Raw genomic sequence first — 19,503 nt, forward strand, 5'->3', positions numbered from 1 at the left:
GAGGTCCGCGATGGCGCGACGCACCTTCGGAGCCGTGCTGGTCGCGGTCCTCACCCTGCTTTCCGTGGCCGCTCCGGCGTCGGCCGCCGACCGGCCCGTGGTGACGCGGGCCGCGCTCGACCCCGCGCTGGTCGCCGGGCGCGGCGCGACCGTCGGCTTCGCCGAGCAGGAAGCCGAGAACGCCCGCACCGACGGCACCGTGATCGGCCCGGACCGCTCGGCCTACACGCTGCCCGCCGAAGCCTCCGGCCGCCGCGCCGTGAAACTCACGCCGGGGCAGCACGTCGAGTTCACGCTGCCCGCGGCGGCGAACGCGATCACCGTCCGCTACAGCATCCCGGACGCGCCCCACGGCGGCGGGATCACCGCGCCGCTCGACGTCACCGTCAACGGCGGGCACCGGCAGGTGATGACGCTGACGTCGCAGTACGCGTGGCTGTACAACCAGTACCCGTTCACGAACGACCCGGACGCGGACCTGCTGCATCCGGACTGGTGGATCACCGAGTGCTCGTGCGTGCCCGCGGCGACCACCCCGCCGCCGGTCGTGACGAAACCGTTCCGCCCCAACCACTTCTACGACGAACAGCGCCTGCTGCTCGGCAAGACCTACCGTGCCGGGGACAAGGTCCGGCTGACCGTCCCGGCCGGGACGCCGGCCGCGTGGACCGTCGTCGACCTGCTCGACTCCGAACTCGTCGCGCCGCCTCACGTGGACCTCGTCGCGGCGAACGTCCTGTTCTTCGGCGCCGACCCGACCGGCCGGCGAGACTCGGCCGACGCGATCGACCACGCGATCGCCTTCGCTCGCCGGGCTCACCTCAAGGTCTACCTGCCGCCCGGCACGTACCAGGTCGACCGGCACATCATCGTCGACGGCGTGACGATCGAGGGCGCCGGCAACTGGTACACGATCGTCAAGGGCCACGAGGTCAAGCTGGACACCCCGGCCCCGGACGGCTCGGTGCACACCGGCGTCGGGTTCTACGGCAAGGACGCGAACGCCGGCGGCAGCCACGACGTCCACCTCTCCGGGTTCGCGATCGAGGGTGACGTCCGGGAACGGATCGACACCGACCAGGTCAACGCCATCGGCGGCGCGCTCAGTGACTCCACTGTGGACGGCCTGTACCTGCACCACACCAAGGTCGGCCTGTGGTTCGACGGTCCGATGAAGAACACCCGCATCACGAACAACGTGATCGCCGACCAGATCGCCGACGGCCTGAACTTCCACGCCGGCGTCACGGACTCGGTGGTGTCGAACAACTTCGTCCGCAACACCGGCGACGACGGCCTCGCGATGTGGTCCGAAAAGGTCGAAGACGCGCGGAACACGTTCAGCCACAACACCATCCAGACGCCGGTGCTGGCCAACGGGATCGCGCTCTACGGCGGCACCGACACCACGGTCTCGGCCAACCTGATCGCCGACCCGATCCGCGAGGGCAGCGCGATCCAGGTCGGCTCGCGCTTCGGCGCCGAGCCGTTCACCGGGTACGTGCGGATCACCGACAACACGACCGTCCGGGCCGGGACGTTCGAGCTGAACTGGCGGATCGGTCTCGGCGCGATCTGGTTCTACGCCCTGGAAAAGAACATCGACGCCGACGTCCAGGTGACCGGCGACGCCTTCCTCGACAACACCTACAACGCGATCATGCTGGTCAGCGACTTCCCGGTGAAGGACCTGTACTCGATCAACGGCCTGAAGTTCGCGGACCTGCGCGTCGACGGCGCCGGGACGTCGGTGCTGAGCGCCCGCGCGGCCGGGTCGGCGTCGTTCCGGAACGTCGACGCCCGCAACGTCGGCGCGGTCGGCGTCAACAACTGCGGCTCGTTCAACTTCCCGCCGACCGGCTCGGAGTTCTCGCTGACCGACCTCGGCGGCAACGACGGCGGCTGGCTCGCGCCGTGGGAGCTGCCGAACACGATCACCTGCGACGACCGCCCGCCGGTGGTCCCGCCACCCGCCCCCGCCACCTGGTGAGTGCCCGACCAGCCGCGGCGGACCGGCGGCTAGGGTTCGGGCGTGGCTGGGTTACGGGGTGTCTTCGCGGGGTTCGGCAAGAGCAAGGCGTTCGCGGTGCTGGGGCGGGCGCTGGTGCCGGCCGACCGGGTGCTGCTGCGGATCAGCGGCGGCCGGGTCGGCGTCGGCACCGCGGTCGGGCTGCGGACGCTGCTGCTCACCACGATCGGGCGGCGCAGCGGCGAGCCGCGCCAGGTCCCGCTGCTCTACGTCGAGCGCGCCGGCGGGTACGTCGTCATCGGCTCGAACTGGGGTGGCGAGGCGCACCCGGCGTGGTCGGCGAACCTGCTGGCGCAGCCGAAGGCGACCGCCACGATCGGCGGCCGGACGGCCGACGTCACCGCGCGGCTGCTGACCGGCGCCGAGCGCCAGGAGATGTGGGACGCCGTCGCGGAGTACTGGCCCGCCTACGACCGCTACGCCGTGCGGGCCGAGCACCGCGAAATCCGTGTGTTCCTGCTGGAGCCGCTCAGTCCATGAGGTCGGTGTGCCGGATCCGGTACACCTGTAGCCGCAGGTTGTAGTACTTGTCGGTCTCGCCGACCCACTGCATGCCGAGGCGCTTGGCGACGGCGATCGCGCGCGTGTTGTTCGGCCGCGCGACCGCGAACAGCTCGTCGGTGTCCTGTGTGAACGCCCACTGGATGAGCGCTTGCGCCGCCTCCGACGCGTAACCCTGACCCCAGACGCCGGGGCTGAGCTGCCAGCTCAGCTCGAGGTCCTCTTCGTACGGCGGGAGCAGCCGGATGCCGAGGCCGCCGATCACGGCGCCGTCCTCCTTGCGCTCCACGGCCCAGCGCCCGCGCGGCGGCCACAGGTTGGGCTGCGCCTCCTGCCAGGCGTTCAGCACGGCCCGCATCGCGCCGACGTCGCCGACGCGGTCCATGGCCGGGGTCAGCCAATGCGTGACGTCCTCCGCGCCGTAGATCTCGAACGCGGCTTCGGCGTCGTCCACCGTCCAGTCCCGGATCACGAGCCGGTCGGTGCTGAGCGCAGTCTCCATATCGAGAAGCTACGCCGGGGGACGCCCGATTGTTCCCGCCGCAAAGTGCTCGGAGGGTGCACACTCACCCCCGATGACGTGCGCAGGGAGCCTCGGGAAGGCATCGAGGTGCCGAAGGTCACGTCGGCCGCGCAGTCTCCGGCGTCGCGGAAAGCACGTACCCCTGTCCTCGAGTGGATCGCGAGGGCGAAGCGCCCGGAGACGCGGCAGTGCCGGATCGCGACGACCGTCGAGCCGGCGCGGGAAAACGTGCGGGCCGCGCGCCCGAAGGCGGCCTAGAGTCGGCCCGTGGACGAGATGCGTGAACTCCTGGCCCGTGCCGCCGCGCTGGCCGCGGACCACCGGGACGGTCTGGCCGAGCGGCCGGTCGCCCGCGCCGTCGACGCCGCCGCCCTACGTGCGGGCTTCGGCGGTGCGCTGCCGAAGGACCCGAGCCCACCGTCCGAAGTGCTCGAACAGCTGGCCCGGGCCGCCGAGCCGGGGCTGACCGCCACCGCCGGGCCGCGGTTCTTCGGCTTTGTCATCGGCGGGTCGCTGCCCGCCGCCACGGCGGCCGACGTGCTCGCCGCCGGCTGGGACCAGAACGCCTTCAACGCCGTCCTGTCACCCGCCGCCGCGGCCGCGGAGGACGTCGCGGGCGGGTGGCTCAAGGAGCTGCTCGGCATCCCGGCCACCGCGACGACCGGGTTCGTCACCGGCGGGCAGGCGGCGAACACCGTCGGGCTCGCCGCGGCGCGGCACCACGTGCTCGCTCGCGCGGGCTGGGACGCCGAGCGCGACGGGCTCTTCGGCGCCCCGCGCGTCCGCGTGGTCGCGAGCGCCGAGCGGCACGCGACGATCGACCGCGCGCTGCGGCTGCTGGGGTTCGGCACGAGCGTCGTCGAGGAGGTGGCCGCCGGTCCGCAAGGCGCGATCGACGTCGCCGACCTCGCCCGGGTGCTGGCCGCCGGGACCGGCCCGGCGATCGTCTGCCTCCAGTCGGGCAACGTGAACACCGGCGCGTGCGACGACCTGCGCGCCGCCCGCGAGGCCGCCGGCGACGCCTGGGTGCACGTCGACGGCGCGTTCGGGCTCTGGGCCAGGGCGAACCCGGCCACAGCGGGGCTCGTCGACGGCGTCGAGCTGGCCGACTCGTGGGCGTGTGACGGGCACAAGTGGCTGAACGTGCCCTACGACTCCGGCTTCGCCTTCTGCGCCCACCCGGACGCCCACGCCGCGGCCTTCGCCAACCGCGCCGCCTACCTGACCGGCGCGGGGGAGGTGTCCGGCATGGGTGACCTGACGCCGGAGTCGTCGCGGCGCGCCCGCGGGTTCGCCGTCTGGGCGGCGTTGCGCGAGCTGGGCCGCGACGGCGTGGCCGAACTGGTCGACCGCGGTTGCCGCCTGGCCCGACGCTTCGCCGTCTCCCTGGCGGAAGGCGGCGCGGTGATCGGCAACGACGTCGTCCTCAACCAGGTCCTGGTTTCCTTCGGCGACGACGCCCGCACCGACGCGGTGATCACCGCGGTTCAGCGCGACGGCACGTGCTGGCTCGGCGGAACCACCTGGCGCGGGCGACGATATCTGCGGATTTCGGTGTCGAACTGGTCCACGACGGAAGCCGACGTCGACCGTTCGGCCGCGGCGATCCTGCGGCTGGCGGGACGTCAGTGACCTTCGCGCACCGAAAGCGGATCCCGCCGCCAGGCGATCGTCTTCGTCTTGCCGGTCGGCCAGGCCGACGAGAGCCGCCGCCGCACGCTGCCGAGCGCGCCCAGCTTGACCAGGTCGACCCGGGAACCCTGTGCCGCCAACGAGGTCACCTCGGTGCCGGTGAGCGGCACGATGTCGAAGTACTGGGCGTCTTCGCCGCCGGTGCCGTCGACGAACTCGGTGAAGATCGAGGCGAACGCCTGGCCGCATTCCGGACATTCGCGCAGTGAAACGCCGAAGTGCGACCGTTCGACCAAGCGGTGGGTTTCCCGGAGGCGGGTCGTGCAGAAGGCCATCGCGGTCAGGGCGTCTTTGCCGTAGCAGCGGGCGCAGCCGAACTCCGTCATCCGGGGATCTTCGCACACCGTGAATCCGGACCCGGCTGCGACACGACCGGGAAATCTGTTTGCGGCACACCTTTCGCTCTGTCCGCAGTGGTCTGGACCTGTTAGCCTCAGCCGGTCCGCCCAGCCGGTCCGGAAGGAATCCCCGTGCTCCGCATGAGAAATCGCATTGCCGTGGCCGCGCTGGCGCTCGCCGCGGCCGCCGTCGCGGCGCCGCCCGCCGAGGCGGGCCAGTCCCACGGCGGTCAGTCCCAGGACAAGGTGATGGCCTACTTCGCCGACTGGGACGTCTACGCCCGCAACTACCACGTCAAGGACATCGAGACGTCCGGGTCGGCCGCGAAGCTGACCCACATCAACTACGCGTTCGGCAACGTGACCGGCGGGGGCTGCGCGGTCGGCGACCCGTGGGCCGACCACGACATGCCCTACGACGCCGCCGGCAGCGTCGACGGCCAGGCCGACAGCGGTACGCTCCACGGCAGCTTCAACCAGCTCCTCGAGCTGAAGAAGCTGCACCCGAAGCTGAAGGTGATCTGGTCGTTCGGCGGCTGGACCTGGTCGGGCGGCTTCACCGAGGCGGCGAAGAACCCGGCCGCGTTCGCCGAGTCCTGCTACAACCTCGTCAACGACCCGCGTTGGGCCGGCCTCTTCGACGGCATCGACATCGACTGGGAATACCCCAACGCCTGCGGCCTGACCTGCGACACCAGCGGGCCGAAGGCGTTCACCGGTCTCGTGAAGGCGCTGCGCGCGAAGTTCGGGCACCAGCTCGTCACCGCCGCCATCACCGCGGACGGCTCGAAGAACGGCAAGATCGACGCGAACGACTACGCCGGGGCGAGCCGCTACCTCGACTGGTACAACGTGATGACCTACGACTACTTCGTCGCCGGGGGCAGCCCGACCGGGCCCACCGCGCCGCACTCGCCGCTGCGGTCCTACCCGGGCATCCCGACCGCCGGGTTCTACGCCGACGCGGCCATCCAGAAGCTGCGCCACCAGGGTGTGCCGTCGTCGAAGATGCTGCTGGGCCTCGGGTTCTACGGCCGCGGCTGGGACGGTGTCACGCAGAAGCAGCCGGGCGGCACGGCCACCGGGCCCGCCCCGGGCACCTACGAAGCCGGCGTCGAGGACTACAAGGTCCTCAAGACGACCTGCCCGGCCAACGGCAAGGTCGCGGGCACGGCGTACGCCAAGTGCGGCTCGCAGTGGTGGAGCTACGACACCCCCGAGACGGCGGCGGCCAAGGCCGGTTACGCGAAGTCGCAGGGCCTCGGCGGGGTGTTCGCCTGGGAGCTGTCGGGGGACACGACCAACGCGGAACTGCTGCGGGCCATCTCTTCCGGCCGCTGCTGAAAAGCTGGAGGGCCCGGGCGGCGAACCCGCCCGGGCCCTTCGTCCATTCACGACTGCCGCGGGAACCCGTGCCGCCGCGCGCCGACGACCACGGCGAGCACCGGCACCAGGAGCACGAGCAGCGTCCACGGGAACACCGTGGGACCGGCCGTGTCGAGCAGGATCCCGCCGGCCACCCCGCCCGCGGCCATCGCGGCGTTCCACAACGTGACGAGCATGGCCTGCGCGTTGTCCGCGGCTTCGCCACCGGCGTTCCCGGCCGCGGTCTGCAGCAGGGTCGGGACGCCGCCCCAGCCGAGGCCCCACAGCGCGACGGCGGCGTAGATCAGCGCGGGACTGCCCGCCGGCATGAGCACGGCGGCCACCGCGACCAGGATCGTGCTGAGGATCGTGAGCCGGCGCAGCGCGCGGTCGATCCGGGCGCCGACGATCCCGATGCCCGCCATCGACGCGACCCCGAAGACCAGCAGGACGACGTCCACCGAACCGCCCAGCCCGGCGTGGCCGAGGAACGCGGCGACGTAGGTGTAGAGCACGGTGTGGGCCAGCACGAACACGAGCGTCACGACCAGGACCGGCGCGACGCCGGGCACGGTGAGCGTGCGCAGCACCGGCAGCCGCCCGCCGCGGGGCTGCCCCGGGTGGTCCGGGACACCGGCGGCGATCCACCCGAGCAGCACGACCGCGATCACCGACATCACGCCGAACGCCGAGCGCCAGCCGAGCAGGCCGCCGAGGAACGTCCCGGCCGGGATGCCCAGCGCCAGCGCGAGCGGGATGCCCGCCATCACGACGGCGATCGCCTTGCCCTCGCGGCCCGCGGGCGCCAGGCGGCGCGCGTAGCCGGCCAGCAGCGCCCAGACGACCCCCGCGGCCACCCCGGCGACGAACCGGGCCACCATCGTCAGCGGGTAGGCCGCGGACAGCGCCGTCACCGTGTTGGCGACGGCGAACCCGGCGACGCCGGTCAGCAGCAAGCGTTTGCGCCGCCAGGCCGACGTGGCCGCGGACAGCGGGATCGCGGTGAGCGCGGTGCCGAGCGCGTAGATCGTCACGGCCTGGCCGGCCGCGGGCTCGCCGACGCCCAGTCCGGCGCTCATGCCGGGCAGCACGCCCGCGGGCAGGGCCTCGGTGAGCACCGTGACGAACGCGGCGGTGGTCAGGGCGAGCAGTGCGGGAGTCCTCATGCCGTTATGCTCGAACCCTCACACGGATGTGAAGGTCCAGCCGGGCGGACGTGAGGTGGCGCACATGCGGATCGGCGAGCTCTCCGAGCGCACGGGCACGGCCCGGCGGCTGCTGCGGTACTACGAGGAGCAGGGGCTCATCATCGCCGCCCGCGGCGCCAACGGCTACCGCGACTACGACGAGGCCACCGTCGACCGGGTGATCCAGGTCCGCGGGCTCCTGGACGCCGGCCTGCCGACCCGGATCATCAAGCAGATCCTGCCGTGCCTCGACAAGCCCCGCGCGATCTACTTCCCGGACGCGACCCCGGAGATGCTGGCGACCCTGGAGGCCGAGCGCGACCGCATGGCCCGGCGCGCGGAATGCCTGCTGCGCAACCGGGACGCGATCTCGGAGTACCTGGACGCCGTCCGCGAGTACAACCGCGTCTGACCCGGGTCACGGAAGTGCCGCTTCGGCCGGGGCGGGGTGGTCGCCGGGGCCTGCGCCCAGTGCAGGGTGTCGGCCTCCGGCCACCAGCCCGCCGGGTCCGGGCGGGGACGGGCGCCCTCCTCGCCCCACCAGCGCGGGGGCGCCTCGTCGCCCATGTCCCGACCGTAGGAGAGCCGGGCGGCGGCCCGCACCGGTCGGGTGCGGCCAACGTCCGGTACCGGCCACCCGGCGGTGGCCGGTACCGGACAGTGGCCGGAGCCGCCCCTGCCGCGGCCGGCCGGACGGCCCTACCTTGGCCCGGAGAGCACTGCGCGGGAAGGACGACATGATCAAGCGACTGCGCGTCGCAGTGGTGGCGACGCAGGCCGCGGGCCCACCCGCCGGCAAGACCGGGCGCACCTGAATGCGGACCGCGACGGGACCGGGCTCAGCCCAGCCAGCCCAGCCGGGTCGCCGCGAACACCGCGGCCACCCGGTTGTCCGCCTGCAGCGCCTCCAGCAGGCCCTGGACGTGCCGGCGGACCGTGCGCTCGCTGACCTCCAGGTGCCGGGCGATCGCGCCGTCGGTCATCCCGGTCGCCAGCAGGTCCAGCACCTTCGCCTGGGCCGGGGTGAGCCCGTGGCGCGGGTGCGCGCCGTCCACCGCGACCGCCTGGCTCCAGACCAGCTCGAACAGCTTGCGCAGGGCCGCGACGATCGTCGGGCTGCGGACGAACAGGGCACCGTCCAGCCCGCTCGGGTCCAGCGGCACCAGCGCGGAGTGGTGGTCCGCGACGAGCATCTTCATCGGCAGCTCCGGCGCCACCCGCATGGCCCACCCGCCCGCCACACCGGCGTCCACGGCCTCCTTCGCGCCGTCGAACTCCAGGGCCGCGCGCTCGTAGACGTTGCGCAGCCGCACCCCGCGTCCGGTCACCGCGTCCGGCAGGCGCAGCACCGTGCCGGCGTCCGGCTTCCGCTTGAAGTGCCGGGTGGTGAAGGTCAGGAACTCCTCGCGCGCGGACAGGCACAGCTCCAGCGAAAGCGAGCCGACGCGCTGCGAGTCGGTCAGCACCTCGACGGCCGGATCGCCGCCACCGCCGTGGGCCGAGCGGTACACCGCCTGCAGCACGTCCAGCTGCCGGCGCGCCGCGACGATCTGGCGCTGCTGCTCCACGAGCCGCTGTTGCGCGCCCAGGATGGCGTGGTCGACGGCGCGCACCGGCTCCATCGGCGCGATCACCGGGTCTTCGCGGTGGTCGCGGCGCACGAAACCCTGGTCGAACAGCTCCCGCATCTCCGGGCTCCCGGCCCGCGGGTCGTCCAGCGGGAGCGGCCCGGTGCGCACCATCGTGTCGTACAGCGCGCCCGCGCCGGGCGTCAGCAACCCCTCGAGCATCCGTCCTCCTCCGGCAGCAGCGGGGACGGGGACGGCCGGATCCGGCCGTTGTCCGCTCTGCCCCCTACCCCACGCGCCGGACGGCGGAAAGGATTAGGCCGGTCATCGGATCGGACGCGGGGTTCGCCGTCCGGCCCGTCGAGGGGTCGGGCCGGGCGCCGGGAGGATGCGAACCGCCGAGGGGGCGGTTCGCGTTCTCCGGTCACCTCACCAGCGGCGGGACGGGTCGATCACGTGGACCGCGGCCTCCTCCGCCGAAGCCGCGCCGCCGTCGATGCCCGCGTCCGCGGCGTACAGCTCCTCGTCGGCGTCCTCGCCGAAGCCCTCGTCCGTGGCGACCAGGCGGCCCGCGCGGACGTCGCCGACCTCGTCGTCGACCAGCTCGCCGTCGGTGTCCTCGCTGTCGCCGAGGCCGTCGTCGTCCGCGTCGTCGGCCAGGTCGGGGACCTCGCGGGCGAGCCGGCCCTCCCAGCTCTCCCCTTCCGCGGTCTCGTGCGCGGTGGTGCCCCAGCCTTCGGTCGCCTGCGCGCGTTCCGGCGGGGAATAACCCTCCGCCAGCTCGTCACGGTCGTCCAACGTGTCTTCGGGGTCGAGCACGCCGTTGTCGGCGTTGTCTTCGATGTCGTCGTCCATGGCCCCATCTTCGCGCAGATCCTTGGCCGCACCGGGTCTGGGTGATATCACCGTGCAGGCCGCCGCACGGGCGGTGTTCCGGTGAAAGGTGATTCCCCATGCCGATGAGACGCAGGGTGCTGGCCGCGGGGCTGGCCGGGGTGTTCGGCGCCGCCGTGTCCGGGCGGACCGCGCAGGCCGCGACGGCGCCGCCGGTGCGGCTCGACCAGCTCAACCTGGTCAACCTGTCGCACGTCAACGACCCCGCCACGACCAACGTGTTCCCCGGCGACCCGGCCTTCTCGCTGGAGACCATCGCGACCATCCCGGCCGACGGCTACTACCTGCAGTTCGTCCGCGAGGGCGAGCACACGGGGACGCACTGGGGCGCGCCCGGCCACTTCAACACCGGTCAGCCCCTCGCCGACGACATGGATCCCGCGGATCTATTCCGGCCCGCCGTCAAGATCGACATAAGAGCGAAGGCCGCGGCGAACGCGGACTACGGCGTCACGATCGACGACCTCAAGGCCTGGGAGAAGCGCCACGGCCGGATCCCCGACGACGCCGTCGTCGTGCTCTGGACCGGCTGGGACGCCAAGTGGGGCACCCCGGCCTACCCGAACACCGGCGCCGACGGCGTGCTGCACCAGCCCGGGTTCTCGATCCCGGCGGTCCGGTGGCTGATCGACACCGGCCGCCTCGGCCGCCGCGGCGGCACCGGCACGGACACGTTCAGCCCGGACGTCGGCACCGACGAGACGTACACCGTGTCCAAGCTCGTCTACCAGCGCCACCGGATCAGCCTGGAGATCCTGGCGAACCTCAAGGCGCTGCCGACGACGGGCGCGTGGGTCCTGGCGGGCGGCCCGATCAACCGCAAGGGCGCCGGCTCCACGGCGACGATCTTCGGCGTCCTCCCACCGGGCGTGCACGCGGACTAGCTCGCCGAGAGCGGCGTCGCGCCGGACAGGGTCAGCGCGGACAGCGGGGCCGGGCGGCCGAACCGGTAGCCCTGGGCGGTGGTGCAGCCCGCCCGGGTGATCAGTTCGGCCTGCTCGGCCGTCTCGATGCCTTCGGCGACGACCCCCAGGTCGAGGTCGTCGCACAGCCCGACCAGCGAGCGGCACAGCGCCGCGTCGCGCTCCGGCTGGACCCCCGTCGTCAGCGCGCGGTCCAGCTTGATCAGGTCGACCGGCAGCGCGTGCAGCACGGTCAGCGAGCTGTACCCGGCCCCGAAGTCGTCCAGCGCCACCCGGACGCCGAGGGCCTGCAGCCGCCGGATCGCGTCGGCGCCCGCGGCGAGGTCCGGCACCGGCACGGTCTCGGTGATCTCGACGACCAGCCGGTCCGCGGGCAGCCGGTACCGCGCCAGGCTCGCGCTGACGCTCTGCTCGAGCGCGGGCGCGCCGAGCCGGCTGGCGCAGACGTTGACGTGCACGGTCAGGTCCAGCCCGGCCGCGGTGATCTCGCGGCAGGCCAGGTCCAGCACCAGCGCGTCCAGTTCGGCACCGAGGCCGGCGCCCTCGACCGCGCGGACGAAAGTCTCGGGCGAGACCGCCGTGCCGTCCGGTGCGCTCCAGCGGGCCAGCGCCTCGAGGGCGACCGGCGTCTCGCCGGGCAGCCGCACGATCGGCTGGAACACCAGCCCGAAGCCCTCCGGGATGCCGCCGGCCGCGCGGCGCAGCGCGGCCGGGAAGTCCGGCGGGCCGTCCTGCGACGGCCGGTAGACGACGGTGGTGTCCTTGCCGAGGCGCTTGCCCGCGTACATCGAGGTGTCCGCGCGGCCCAGCAGCACGTCGGAGGTGACCAGCGGCTCGGCCGGGTCCGGCACCACCAGCCCCATGCTGGCCCGGACCGGGACGAGCGTGCCCTGCACCGCGAACGGCCGCCGCAGCGCGCCGCGGATCCGGTCCGCGACCGCCTGCGGCGCGTCGACCTCGCCCTCCAGCAGGATGGCGAACTCGTCACCGCCGAGCCGCGCGACGGTGTCGGTCGCGCGCACGCAGCCGAGCAGCCGCTGCGCGACGGCGTGCAGCAGCAGGTCGCCGCCCGCGTGCCCGAACCGGTCGTTGACCTCCTTGAAGTCGTCAAGGTCGACGAAGATCAGCACGAGCGGGTGGCGGGCGTCGGCGCCTTCGGCGACGGCCAGGTCCAGCCGGTCGGCGAACAGCGCGCGGTTGGCCAGCCCGGTGAGCGGGTCGTGGTAGGCCTGGTGGGTCAGCTGCTGCTGGCCCTCGTACACCCGCCGCAGCAGCAACCGGTTGTCCAGCACGGAAAGCAGCTGCCGGGCGAGCACGAGGAACACCACGAGCACGCTGACGAACACCTCGACGCCGTCCGGCCCGGCCCCGCCGATCAGCTGCACGGTGATCAGCAGCGCCACCGCGGTGACCGGGATGTAGGGCAGCGCCAGCTGCCACCAGTCGACGCCGCCGGGCTGGCCGGCGTCGTCACGCCGCCGCGTGTTCGGCGTGACGAGCAGGGCGTAGGCGATGAACAGCGGGCCGAGCACGAACCCCGCGTCGGCCCACGGCTTCATGCTCTCCGCGCCGATGCTGACGAGGTAGGCGAACACGCTGTCGGAGCAGGCGAGCGCGACGATGCCGAGGGCGAGCAGCAGCAGGTTCTTGCGGTAGGGCCGGTCCACCCGGTCGAACACCACCAGCAGCACCGCCACGACCACGACGACCAGGTCCGACAGCGGGTAGGCGATCGCGACGGCCCACGAGCCCGCGTCCGGCGCGGTGGCCCGGACCAGCTGCCCGAGCGCCGCGGTCCAGGTGAGGATGAACAGCGAGCCGGTGACGACCAGGCCGTCGAGCACCACCGCGATCCCGAAGTGCGCGGTCCACTGCGCGGGCTGCCAGCGCTCGCGGTCCGGCCGGATCCGCGCCCGGGCCAGGGTGAACAGCGCGGCGAGCGCGAAGACCGGGAAGCTCAGGTACCCGACGTCGGCCAGCGAGGGCGAGGGCAGGCCCCGGCCATCGACCAGCTGGTACCACGACCAGACGCACTGCCCGAGCGACCAGCCGGCCATGCCGAGCGCGATCAGCAGCCGCCACCAGCGCTGGTGGCCGCGGAAGCGCCGGGCGACCAGGCAGCCGCAGACGACCGCGGCCACGCCGGCGCTCAGCTGCATGGCGTCGTCGATCCACAGCGCGAAGGTGTCGCCCCAGAACGCGAACCCGTTGACGACGATCACCGCCGCCGTGACGACGACGAGCAGGATCGCCACGGGGTACCGCCGCACTGTCATGGCACCTCACGTGGTCAAACCCGGTCAGTCGAACTGAGAAACACTACACCGGACACGACCGGGGACCGGCTCACCGCACCGGCACCATCAGGCGATGTCACGCCGGTGGAGCAGCCACCCGCCGAGCGCGGCGAAGACGACCACGTACCCCGCGAGCACGGCGGTGGCCTGCCCGGATCCGACGATCTGCTCGACACCCGGAGCGCTCGCCCCGAACGACGCCACGAGCGCGCCCGCGTTCGGCCCGGGCAGCACCTTCTGCAGCTCGGCGACCCAACTCAGCAGCGGCGCGGCGATCGACGCGAGCAGGTTCTGCACGGCCAGCAGCCACACCAGCCCCAGCCCGATCGGCAGGGCGACCGAGCGCAGGCCGACCGCCAGCAGCACGCCGAGCGCACCCCACATGGTGGCCACCAGCCAGCCGGCGCCCAGGCCCAGCAGGATGTCGGACGCGCCGGGCCAGACCAGCGCCTGGCCCTGCAGCGACGCGACGAGCGCGCTCGCCCCCGCCGTCGCCGCGAACAGCACGAGCACGACGGCCAGCCCCGCCACCGCGACGACGACCAGCTTCGCGCCGAACACCTTGACGCGCGAAGGGTTCTGCACCAGCACGGTCTTCCACGTGCCGAAGCCGTATTCGCTGCCCGCGACGAGCACGCCGAAGATCAGCGCGAGCGCGCCGACGAAGATCGGCAGCCCGCCGAGGGCGCTGCCGACGAACGCGTCCGGCAGCATCGCGCTCAGCCCGCGCCCGGCGCCGGGCCCGCCGGTCGCCGGCGCCCCGTCCAGGCCCGCGTAGGGGACGGCGTAGCCGAAGGTCAGCGACAGCACGACGGCGATCGCCAGCAGCAGCCAGCTCGCGGGGCGGCGGGACTGCTTGCGGAGCTCGGCTCGGATGTCACGCAGCATCGGGGGTACCTCCGGTCAGGGAAAGGAACGTCTGTTCCAGGTCGGGTTCGTGCCAGCGCAGCTCGGTGACGTCGAGGCCGGCGGCGACCAGCCCGGCGTTGATCCGCCCGGCCTCGCCGGGGTCGACGTCGAGCTCGAGCGCGGCGCCGTCGGCGTGGACGCGGTCCGCGCCGAGCAGCCGGCCGAGGTGTTCACGGGCCTGCTCCAGCGGGCCGGCGACCACGCGCAGCGCGCCGCCCGAGCGCAGGTCCGGCACCGTCGTCTCGGCGACGAGCCGGCCGCGGTCGAGCACGCCGACGCGGTCGCAGATCTGCTCGACCTCGGTCAGCAGGTGGCTCGAGAGCAGCACGGTGCAGCCGTCCGCGGCGAGCTTGCGCAGGGTGACGCGCATGTCGGCCATGCCGGCCGGGTCGAGGCCGTTGGTCGGCTCGTCGAGCACCACCAGCTCGGGGTCCTTCAGCAGCGCGGCCGCGAGGCCGAGCCGCTGCTTCATGCCGAGCGAGTACGTCGAGTACTTGTCCTTGGCCCGGTCGGTCAGGGTGACGACGTCGAGCACGTCGTCGACGCGGGTGCGGTGCACCCCGGCGTGGTCGGCGAGGATCCGCAGGTTCGCCCGGCCCGAGAGGTACGGGTAGAAGGCGGGACCTTCGATGAGCGCGCCGACCCGGGCGAGGCCGGCCGAGCCGGGTTCGCCCCCGAAGAGCCGGACCTGGCCGGAGGTGGGGCGGATCAGGCCGAGCAGCATCCGCAGCGTCGTCGTCTTGCCGGCGCCGTTCGGGCCGAGGAAGCCGTAGACCTCACCGGCGTGCACCGACAGGTTCAGCTCCGCCACCGCGGCGGTCGTTCCGTAGCGTTTGGTCAGGTCGATCGTTTCGACGGGCAGGTTCACGGGTCTCCTTCCGGGTGCGGCCCCACGGCTTGAAGACCGCGAGGACGCTGGCGAACAGCAACAGGCTGGGGGCGACGATCACGGGGTAGAGCAGGTCGCCCAGGTCGCCCCGCGGGGTCTGCCCGGCGGCGAGCTGACGGCCGTACTCGGCCGCGTCGGTCAGCCCCGGGCGCAGCGCGAAGAGGATCAGCAGGGCCATCAGGACGTTCACGGCCAGCTTCGCGGCCACCCACCAGTAGCGGACGAGGCCGTACTTCGTGCCGAGGCCGAGCACGACGCCGGTGGCGAGCGTGAGCACCGAGGCGAGCAGCATCGGCCACACGGCGAACAGTTCGAGCGCCTGCAGGCTCGTGGCGACGACGCCCGCGTCGTCCGAGACCAGCGCGGTGACGACGAGGATGCCGAGGACCGCGTCGATCCCGATCCAGGCACCACCCGAGACGATGTGGGCCACCAGGAATCCCTTGCGGGCCCGGGCGCCGAGGCGGCTGGTCATGGGTCCCTCCTTTTCGACGCTCCTCATCCTCGGGATCCGCGGCGCCGCGGTCGTCCCGCTGCGGACGGCTTTCGCGCGTACGCCGAGACGCGTACGCGGTGTGCCAGGATGCGTGGATGGTCGAGGTCATCGGCGCCGGATTCGGCCGCACCGGCACCATGTCCGTGCGCGCCGCGCTCGAGGCACTGGGCCGCGGGCCGTGCCACCACATGGCCGACGTCCTCGGCGAGCCGGCCGCCACGGTGCGCTGGACGGCCGCGCTGCGCGGCGACCGCGAGGCCCTGCGCGCCGCCGTCGCCGGCTACCGGGCGACGTCGGACTTCCCGGGCTGCCTGCTCTGGCGCGAGCTGATGGACCTGTTCCCGGACGCCAAGGTCCTGCTGAGCGTCCGCGATCCGGAGAGCTGGTACCGCAGCGCGGTCCGGACCATCTTCGACCCGGTGATGGACCAGGTCTTCGCGAAGCTGGGCCCCGAGACCGTCGAGTTCGTGGCGGCACTGGCCGAGCGCGGTTACCGCCGCCACCCCGGCCGGGACGCCGCGGTCGCGTGGTTCACGCGGCACAACGCCGAGGTCCGGGCGGCGGTCCCGGCGGAGAAACTGCTGGTGTACGAGGTGCGCGAAGGCTGGGAGCCGCTGTGCGGGTTCCTCGGCGCGGACGTGCCGCCCGAGCCGTTCCCGCGGGTCAACGACTCGGGCGACTTCACGGGCACCGTGGCGCGGTTTCTCGGCGGCGGCTGATCGTCAAGGGCCCGATAGACTGAATCGGTGACCGAAGCGAAGGAGCGGACGCGGGAGCGCATCTCCCGCCGCGGGGTGGACAAGTTCGCCGAGCGGCGGGCGCAGCTGGCCGAGTCGGCGCTGCAGACGCTGGCCGAGCTCGGGTACGCGCGCACGAGCCTGCGGGAGATCGCCCAGAACTCGGACTTCTCGCACGGCGTGCTGCACTACTACTTCGCCGATAAGGTCGAGCTGCTCACCCACTGCGTGCGGCAGTTCGAGGAGGTCTGCGTCACCCGCTACGACGAGCTGGTGGCCCGCGCTCGCACCGCGGAAGAGCTGGAGCACGACTTCGCGGTGGCGATGGCCGGCACCCTGCGCGCGGACGCGAAGATGCACCGCCTCTGGTACGACCTGCGCAACCAGAGCCTGTTCGACGAGTCCTTCCGCGCCGACGTCCTGGAGATCGACCGCCGCCGCGAAGAGATGATCTGGCACGTGGTGGCGCGCTACGCGGAACTGGCAGAGGTATCGGCCGACGTCCCGCCATCGGTCGCGTACGCCCTGTTCGACGGCCTGTTCCAGCAGGCCCTGCTGCATCACCTGGCCGGCTCGGATTCGGCCGCGTCCTCCCTGGAACGGGACGTCCCGGCGGTGCTGGCCCGCGTGGTGTCCCGCTAGCTCGGCCCGCGGCGCAACACATGCACCCAACACACCTGCCCGAGCCACGAGCCACGATCGGCGGGATCCACGCCGCACCACCCCGTGAACGAACCTCGGGCGCGCGACACCAGGTGGGCTGATCGCGGCGGTAGGTCCCGGAACTCGGCAGACGCCACATCCTCGGGCTCATGATCGGCAAGTTCCTCTGGGTGCCGCTGCCGAAGCCGCTGGATCAGCTGTTCCCCGGCCGAACCCGCGACTCACCGACCACCACCTTGTCCAGGCCCGGATCCGTCTCGTCCGCCCGAGCCCAGTACCCCGCCGCCTCCGCAGCCGACCCGCGGGCCAGCGCGACATTGCCCAACCCCGTGTACGCCCGCGCCGCCTCGTGGTCGCTCTCGCAGGCCTCCGCCCGGGCCGCCGCCTCGCGGTAGGCCGCTGCCGCCAGGTCCAGCTCGCCCGTGTGGAACCGGGCCCAGCCCAGGCAGTTGAGGGCCAGTACGGCGTCGTGCTCCAGGCCGAGTTCGTCGAACACCGTCAGCGTGGCCGCCGCAAGCTCCGCCCCTTCCGCCGCCTCGCCCAGGGCGACGCGCACCAGTCCGATGCCGCGCCTGGTGATGGCGGCGCTCCGGCGGTTGCCGATCTGCTCGTAGAACTCCAGCGCCGTAAGGAAATCCCGCAGGGCCGCCTGGTGCTCTCCCCGATAGTGATCGGCCCAGGCGTGGTGGGCGAGCGCCGTGTTCTCACCGTGGCGGTCGCCGATCGCGCGGTACTCCCGCAGGGCTTCGCGGTAGCACTCGGACGCGCCGTCGATGTCGCCGCGGTCGACCAGGGCGATGCCGAGGTTGGCCGTCGTGGTCGCCACCGCCCAGCGGTCGCCCGCCTTCTCGGCCGCGGCGCGGGCCCAGCGGTGCGTCGTGATCCACTCGTCCCACAGCTTCGCGAGGAAGAAGTAGCCGCGCAGGAAGAACGCCAGCTGCCAGCAGCGCTCGTGCTCGCCGAGCTCGCCGGCCCGGCGGCACAGCGCCACCAGGTTCGGCCACTCGGCGCGGAACCACGCGACGCCGTCGAGCGGCGCCGGCTCGGGCAGGCCGCCGGGGTAGGTGACCACCGGCCGGTAGCGCTGCGGGGTCAGCAGCCGGTCGGCCTGTTCGGCGCTCCGGACGGCGAACGCCGTCAGCCGCCCGAAGGCCGCCTGCCGTTCCTCGGGTTCGAGCGCGGCTTCGCCGGTCTCGGCGGCGAACGCGCGGAGGAGGTCGTGGAAGCCGTACCGGTCGGCGGCGGGCTGGGTGACCAGGTACGCGTCGTGCAGGCGGTCGAGCAGCCGGTCGGTCTCCCGGGGCGCGAGCCCGGCCAGCGCGCTCGCCGCGTGGAGGTCGAGATCGCCGCCGGGGTGCAGCGCGAGCAGGCCGAACAGCCGGGCCTCGGCCTCGCCGAGCTGCCGGGCCGACAGCCGGAAGGCCGCGGACAGGCTGCGTTCGCCGTCATCCAGCTCACCGAGGCGCTCGGCTTCGACGGCCAGCCGCCGGTCCAGTTCGGCGATGTCCCACGCCGGGTGGGCCCGCAGCCGCGCCGCGGCGATCCGGACGGCGAGGGGCAGCCGGCCGCACCGGTCGGCGACCCGGGTCGCCTCGGCGGCGTCCGCTCCGGTGAGCGCGGCGAACAACCCCGCCGCCGCGTCGGCGGGCAGGACGTCGAGGGAGACGTGCCGGGCCTCGTCGAGCGCGCTGAGGCGCGACCGGCTGGTGATCAGCACCCGGCACTTGGGTTCGGCGGGCAGCAGCGGCCGCACTTGGGCCGCGTCGGCCGCGTTGTCCAGCACCAGCAGCAGGCTCCGCCCGCGCAGCCGGGAGCGGTAGGCCGCCGCCCGGTCGTCCGGGTCGGCCGGGATCCGTTCGGCGGGCACGCCGAGCACCCGCAGCAGCCGGTCGTGCAGGGCCGCCGGGTCCACCGCGCCCTCGCCGTGCCCGCGCAGGTCGACGAACAGGCAGCCGTCGGCGAACCCCGCTTCGAGCCGGTGGGCGCAGCGGACGGCCAGCGCCGTCTTGCCGACGCCGCCCATCCCGGAGATCACGCACACGCCGCCGTCGGCTTCCAGCGCGTCCCGGACCGCTTGCAGTTCTTCGGCGCGGCCGGCGAAGTCCCCGGTCGCGGCCGGCAGCCCGGACGCCCGGACGTCGGGGCGGGTGCGCCGCCGCGCGGGCTCGCGGGGCAGCAGCGCGGTGAGCACCCCGGCGGCGTCCAGTTCGGCCTCGCACAGCGCGGCCAGTGCCTGATTCGGTGTGGTCAGCCCGGTTTCCACTTTGCTCAGATAGCCCTTGCTGTAGTGGACGCGGTCCGCGAGGCCGGTGAGGGAAAGCCCGGCGGCCCGGCGGAGGCGGCGCAGTTCCGCGCCGAACGTCGCTCGCTCGCCCATCCGCATCCACCCCCGTCGCAGAAACATTATGACGCCGCCGGAACGCCGTCGTGGGTGGCCGGCCGGGTCCGCGGCCCCGGCCGGCCGCTGTGTGCACAGCCCGTGTTCGTCACGC

19 protein-coding genes are annotated in these 19,503 nt (G+C 73.2%); 9 read left to right on the forward strand and 10 right to left on the reverse strand.

Annotation, left to right across the window (positions count from 1 at the left end; translation table 11 throughout):
- Nucleotides 1-10: 10 nt before the first annotated feature.
- Complete coding sequence (locus ACGFMK_RS07530; protein WP_392759316.1) at nt 11-1,990, forward strand: glycosyl hydrolase family 28-related protein; 1,980 nt, start codon at nt 11-13, stop codon at nt 1,988-1,990.
- A 42-nt stretch (nt 1,991-2,032) separates the two neighbouring features.
- Nucleotides 2,033-2,509, forward strand: coding sequence for a nitroreductase family deazaflavin-dependent oxidoreductase (locus tag ACGFMK_RS07535; RefSeq protein ID WP_392759318.1), 477 nt, complete (start codon nt 2,033-2,035; stop codon nt 2,507-2,509).
- Here the strand turns inward: ACGFMK_RS07535 and ACGFMK_RS07540 are convergent.
- Nucleotides 2,499-3,032, reverse strand: coding sequence for a GNAT family N-acetyltransferase (locus tag ACGFMK_RS07540; RefSeq protein WP_323322308.1), 534 nt, complete (start codon nt 3,030-3,032; stop codon nt 2,499-2,501). The genes ACGFMK_RS07535 and ACGFMK_RS07540 overlap by 11 nt on opposite strands.
- 78 nt (nt 3,033-3,110) lie before the next feature.
- On the opposite strand from ACGFMK_RS07540, the gene ACGFMK_RS07545 reads away from it, so the two are divergent.
- Nucleotides 3,111-3,311: a YdeI/OmpD-associated family protein gene (locus ACGFMK_RS07545; protein WP_392759320.1), complete on the forward strand. Its 201-nt coding sequence runs from the start codon at nt 3,111-3,113 to the stop codon at nt 3,309-3,311.
- A gap of 18 nt (nt 3,312-3,329) precedes the next feature.
- Complete coding sequence (locus ACGFMK_RS07550) at nt 3,330-4,685, forward strand: pyridoxal phosphate-dependent decarboxylase family protein (RefSeq protein WP_392759383.1); 1,356 nt, start codon at nt 3,330-3,332, stop codon at nt 4,683-4,685.
- Here ACGFMK_RS07550 and ACGFMK_RS07555 read toward each other — a convergent pair.
- Nucleotides 4,679-5,071 (reverse strand): hypothetical protein, encoded by a 393-nt coding sequence (locus tag ACGFMK_RS07555; RefSeq protein ID WP_392759322.1) that lies wholly within the window; start codon nt 5,069-5,071, stop codon nt 4,679-4,681. The genes ACGFMK_RS07550 and ACGFMK_RS07555 overlap by 7 nt on opposite strands.
- A 153-nt stretch (nt 5,072-5,224) precedes the next feature.
- On the opposite strand from ACGFMK_RS07555, the gene ACGFMK_RS07560 reads away from it, so the two are divergent.
- A complete protein-coding gene (locus tag ACGFMK_RS07560; RefSeq protein WP_392759324.1) occupies nt 5,225-6,427 on the forward strand; it encodes a glycoside hydrolase family 18 protein in 1,203 nt (400 codons plus the stop codon).
- A gap of 47 nt (nt 6,428-6,474) precedes the next feature.
- On the opposite strand, the gene ACGFMK_RS07565 is transcribed toward ACGFMK_RS07560, so the two are convergent.
- Nucleotides 6,475-7,614 carry an MFS transporter gene (locus ACGFMK_RS07565; RefSeq protein ID WP_392759325.1) on the reverse strand — a complete coding sequence of 380 codons (1,140 nt, stop codon included), beginning with the start codon at nt 7,612-7,614 and terminating at the stop codon, nt 6,475-6,477.
- 64 nt (nt 7,615-7,678) lie between these two features.
- Between ACGFMK_RS07565 and ACGFMK_RS07570 the strand changes: the two genes are divergently transcribed.
- A complete protein-coding gene (locus ACGFMK_RS07570) occupies nt 7,679-8,047 on the forward strand; it encodes a MerR family transcriptional regulator (protein WP_392759327.1) in 369 nt (122 codons plus the stop codon).
- A gap of 427 nt (nt 8,048-8,474) precedes the next feature.
- Here the strand turns inward: ACGFMK_RS07570 and ACGFMK_RS07575 are convergent, their stop codons facing one another.
- Together ACGFMK_RS07575 and ACGFMK_RS07580 are read right to left on the reverse strand one after the other, a co-directional pair.
- Entirely contained in the window at nt 8,475-9,425 is a 951-nt protein-coding gene (locus ACGFMK_RS07575) for a LuxR C-terminal-related transcriptional regulator (RefSeq protein ID WP_392759329.1), read from the reverse strand.
- 207 nt (nt 9,426-9,632) lie between these two features.
- The gene (locus ACGFMK_RS07580) at nt 9,633-10,058 is read right to left on the reverse strand and encodes a DUF5709 domain-containing protein (RefSeq protein ID WP_392759331.1); all 426 of its coding nucleotides are present in this window, start codon (nt 10,056-10,058) and stop codon (nt 9,633-9,635) included.
- Between the two features lie 98 nt (nt 10,059-10,156).
- On the opposite strand from ACGFMK_RS07580, the gene ACGFMK_RS07585 reads away from it, so the two are divergent.
- Entirely contained in the window at nt 10,157-10,981 is an 825-nt protein-coding gene (locus tag ACGFMK_RS07585; RefSeq protein WP_392759333.1) for a cyclase family protein, read from the forward strand.
- On the opposite strand, the gene ACGFMK_RS07590 is transcribed toward ACGFMK_RS07585, so the two are convergent.
- The 4 genes from ACGFMK_RS07590 to ACGFMK_RS07605 form a co-directional block, all read right to left on the reverse strand.
- A complete protein-coding gene (locus ACGFMK_RS07590) occupies nt 10,978-13,296 on the reverse strand; it encodes a putative bifunctional diguanylate cyclase/phosphodiesterase (protein ID WP_392759335.1) in 2,319 nt (772 codons plus the stop codon). The two genes, ACGFMK_RS07585 and ACGFMK_RS07590, sit on opposite strands and share 4 nt — an antisense overlap.
- A gap of 87 nt (nt 13,297-13,383) precedes the next feature.
- Entirely contained in the window at nt 13,384-14,205 is an 822-nt protein-coding gene (locus ACGFMK_RS07595) for an ABC transporter permease (protein WP_392759336.1), read from the reverse strand.
- Nucleotides 14,195-15,094, reverse strand: coding sequence for an ABC transporter ATP-binding protein (locus ACGFMK_RS07600; RefSeq protein ID WP_392759338.1), 900 nt, complete (start codon nt 15,092-15,094; stop codon nt 14,195-14,197). The genes ACGFMK_RS07595 and ACGFMK_RS07600 overlap by 11 nt, the downstream gene beginning before the upstream one ends.
- Nucleotides 15,003-15,590 (reverse strand): hypothetical protein, encoded by a 588-nt coding sequence (locus ACGFMK_RS07605; protein ID WP_392759340.1) that lies wholly within the window; start codon nt 15,588-15,590, stop codon nt 15,003-15,005. The genes ACGFMK_RS07600 and ACGFMK_RS07605 overlap by 92 nt, the downstream gene beginning before the upstream one ends.
- A gap of 116 nt (nt 15,591-15,706) precedes the next feature.
- Here ACGFMK_RS07605 and ACGFMK_RS07610 point away from each other — a divergent pair, with 116 nt between their 5' ends.
- Together ACGFMK_RS07610 and ACGFMK_RS07615 are read left to right on the forward strand one after the other, a co-directional pair.
- Nucleotides 15,707-16,330, forward strand: a complete 624-nt coding sequence (locus tag ACGFMK_RS07610) for a sulfotransferase family protein (RefSeq protein WP_392759341.1) — start codon at nt 15,707-15,709, stop codon at nt 16,328-16,330.
- A 27-nt stretch (nt 16,331-16,357) separates the two neighbouring features.
- Nucleotides 16,358-16,990: a TetR/AcrR family transcriptional regulator gene (locus tag ACGFMK_RS07615; RefSeq protein WP_392759343.1), complete on the forward strand. Its 633-nt coding sequence runs from the start codon at nt 16,358-16,360 to the stop codon at nt 16,988-16,990.
- A 214-nt stretch (nt 16,991-17,204) separates the two neighbouring features.
- Here the strand turns inward: ACGFMK_RS07615 and ACGFMK_RS07620 are convergent, their stop codons facing one another.
- Nucleotides 17,205-19,388 (reverse strand): ATP-binding protein, encoded by a 2,184-nt coding sequence (locus tag ACGFMK_RS07620; protein WP_392759345.1) that lies wholly within the window; start codon nt 19,386-19,388, stop codon nt 17,205-17,207.
- Nucleotides 19,389-19,503: the final 115 nt, after the last annotated feature.

Source organism: Amycolatopsis sp. NPDC049252, from assembly GCF_043197175.1.
Lineage (GTDB): Bacteria > Actinomycetota > Actinomycetes > Mycobacteriales > Pseudonocardiaceae > Amycolatopsis.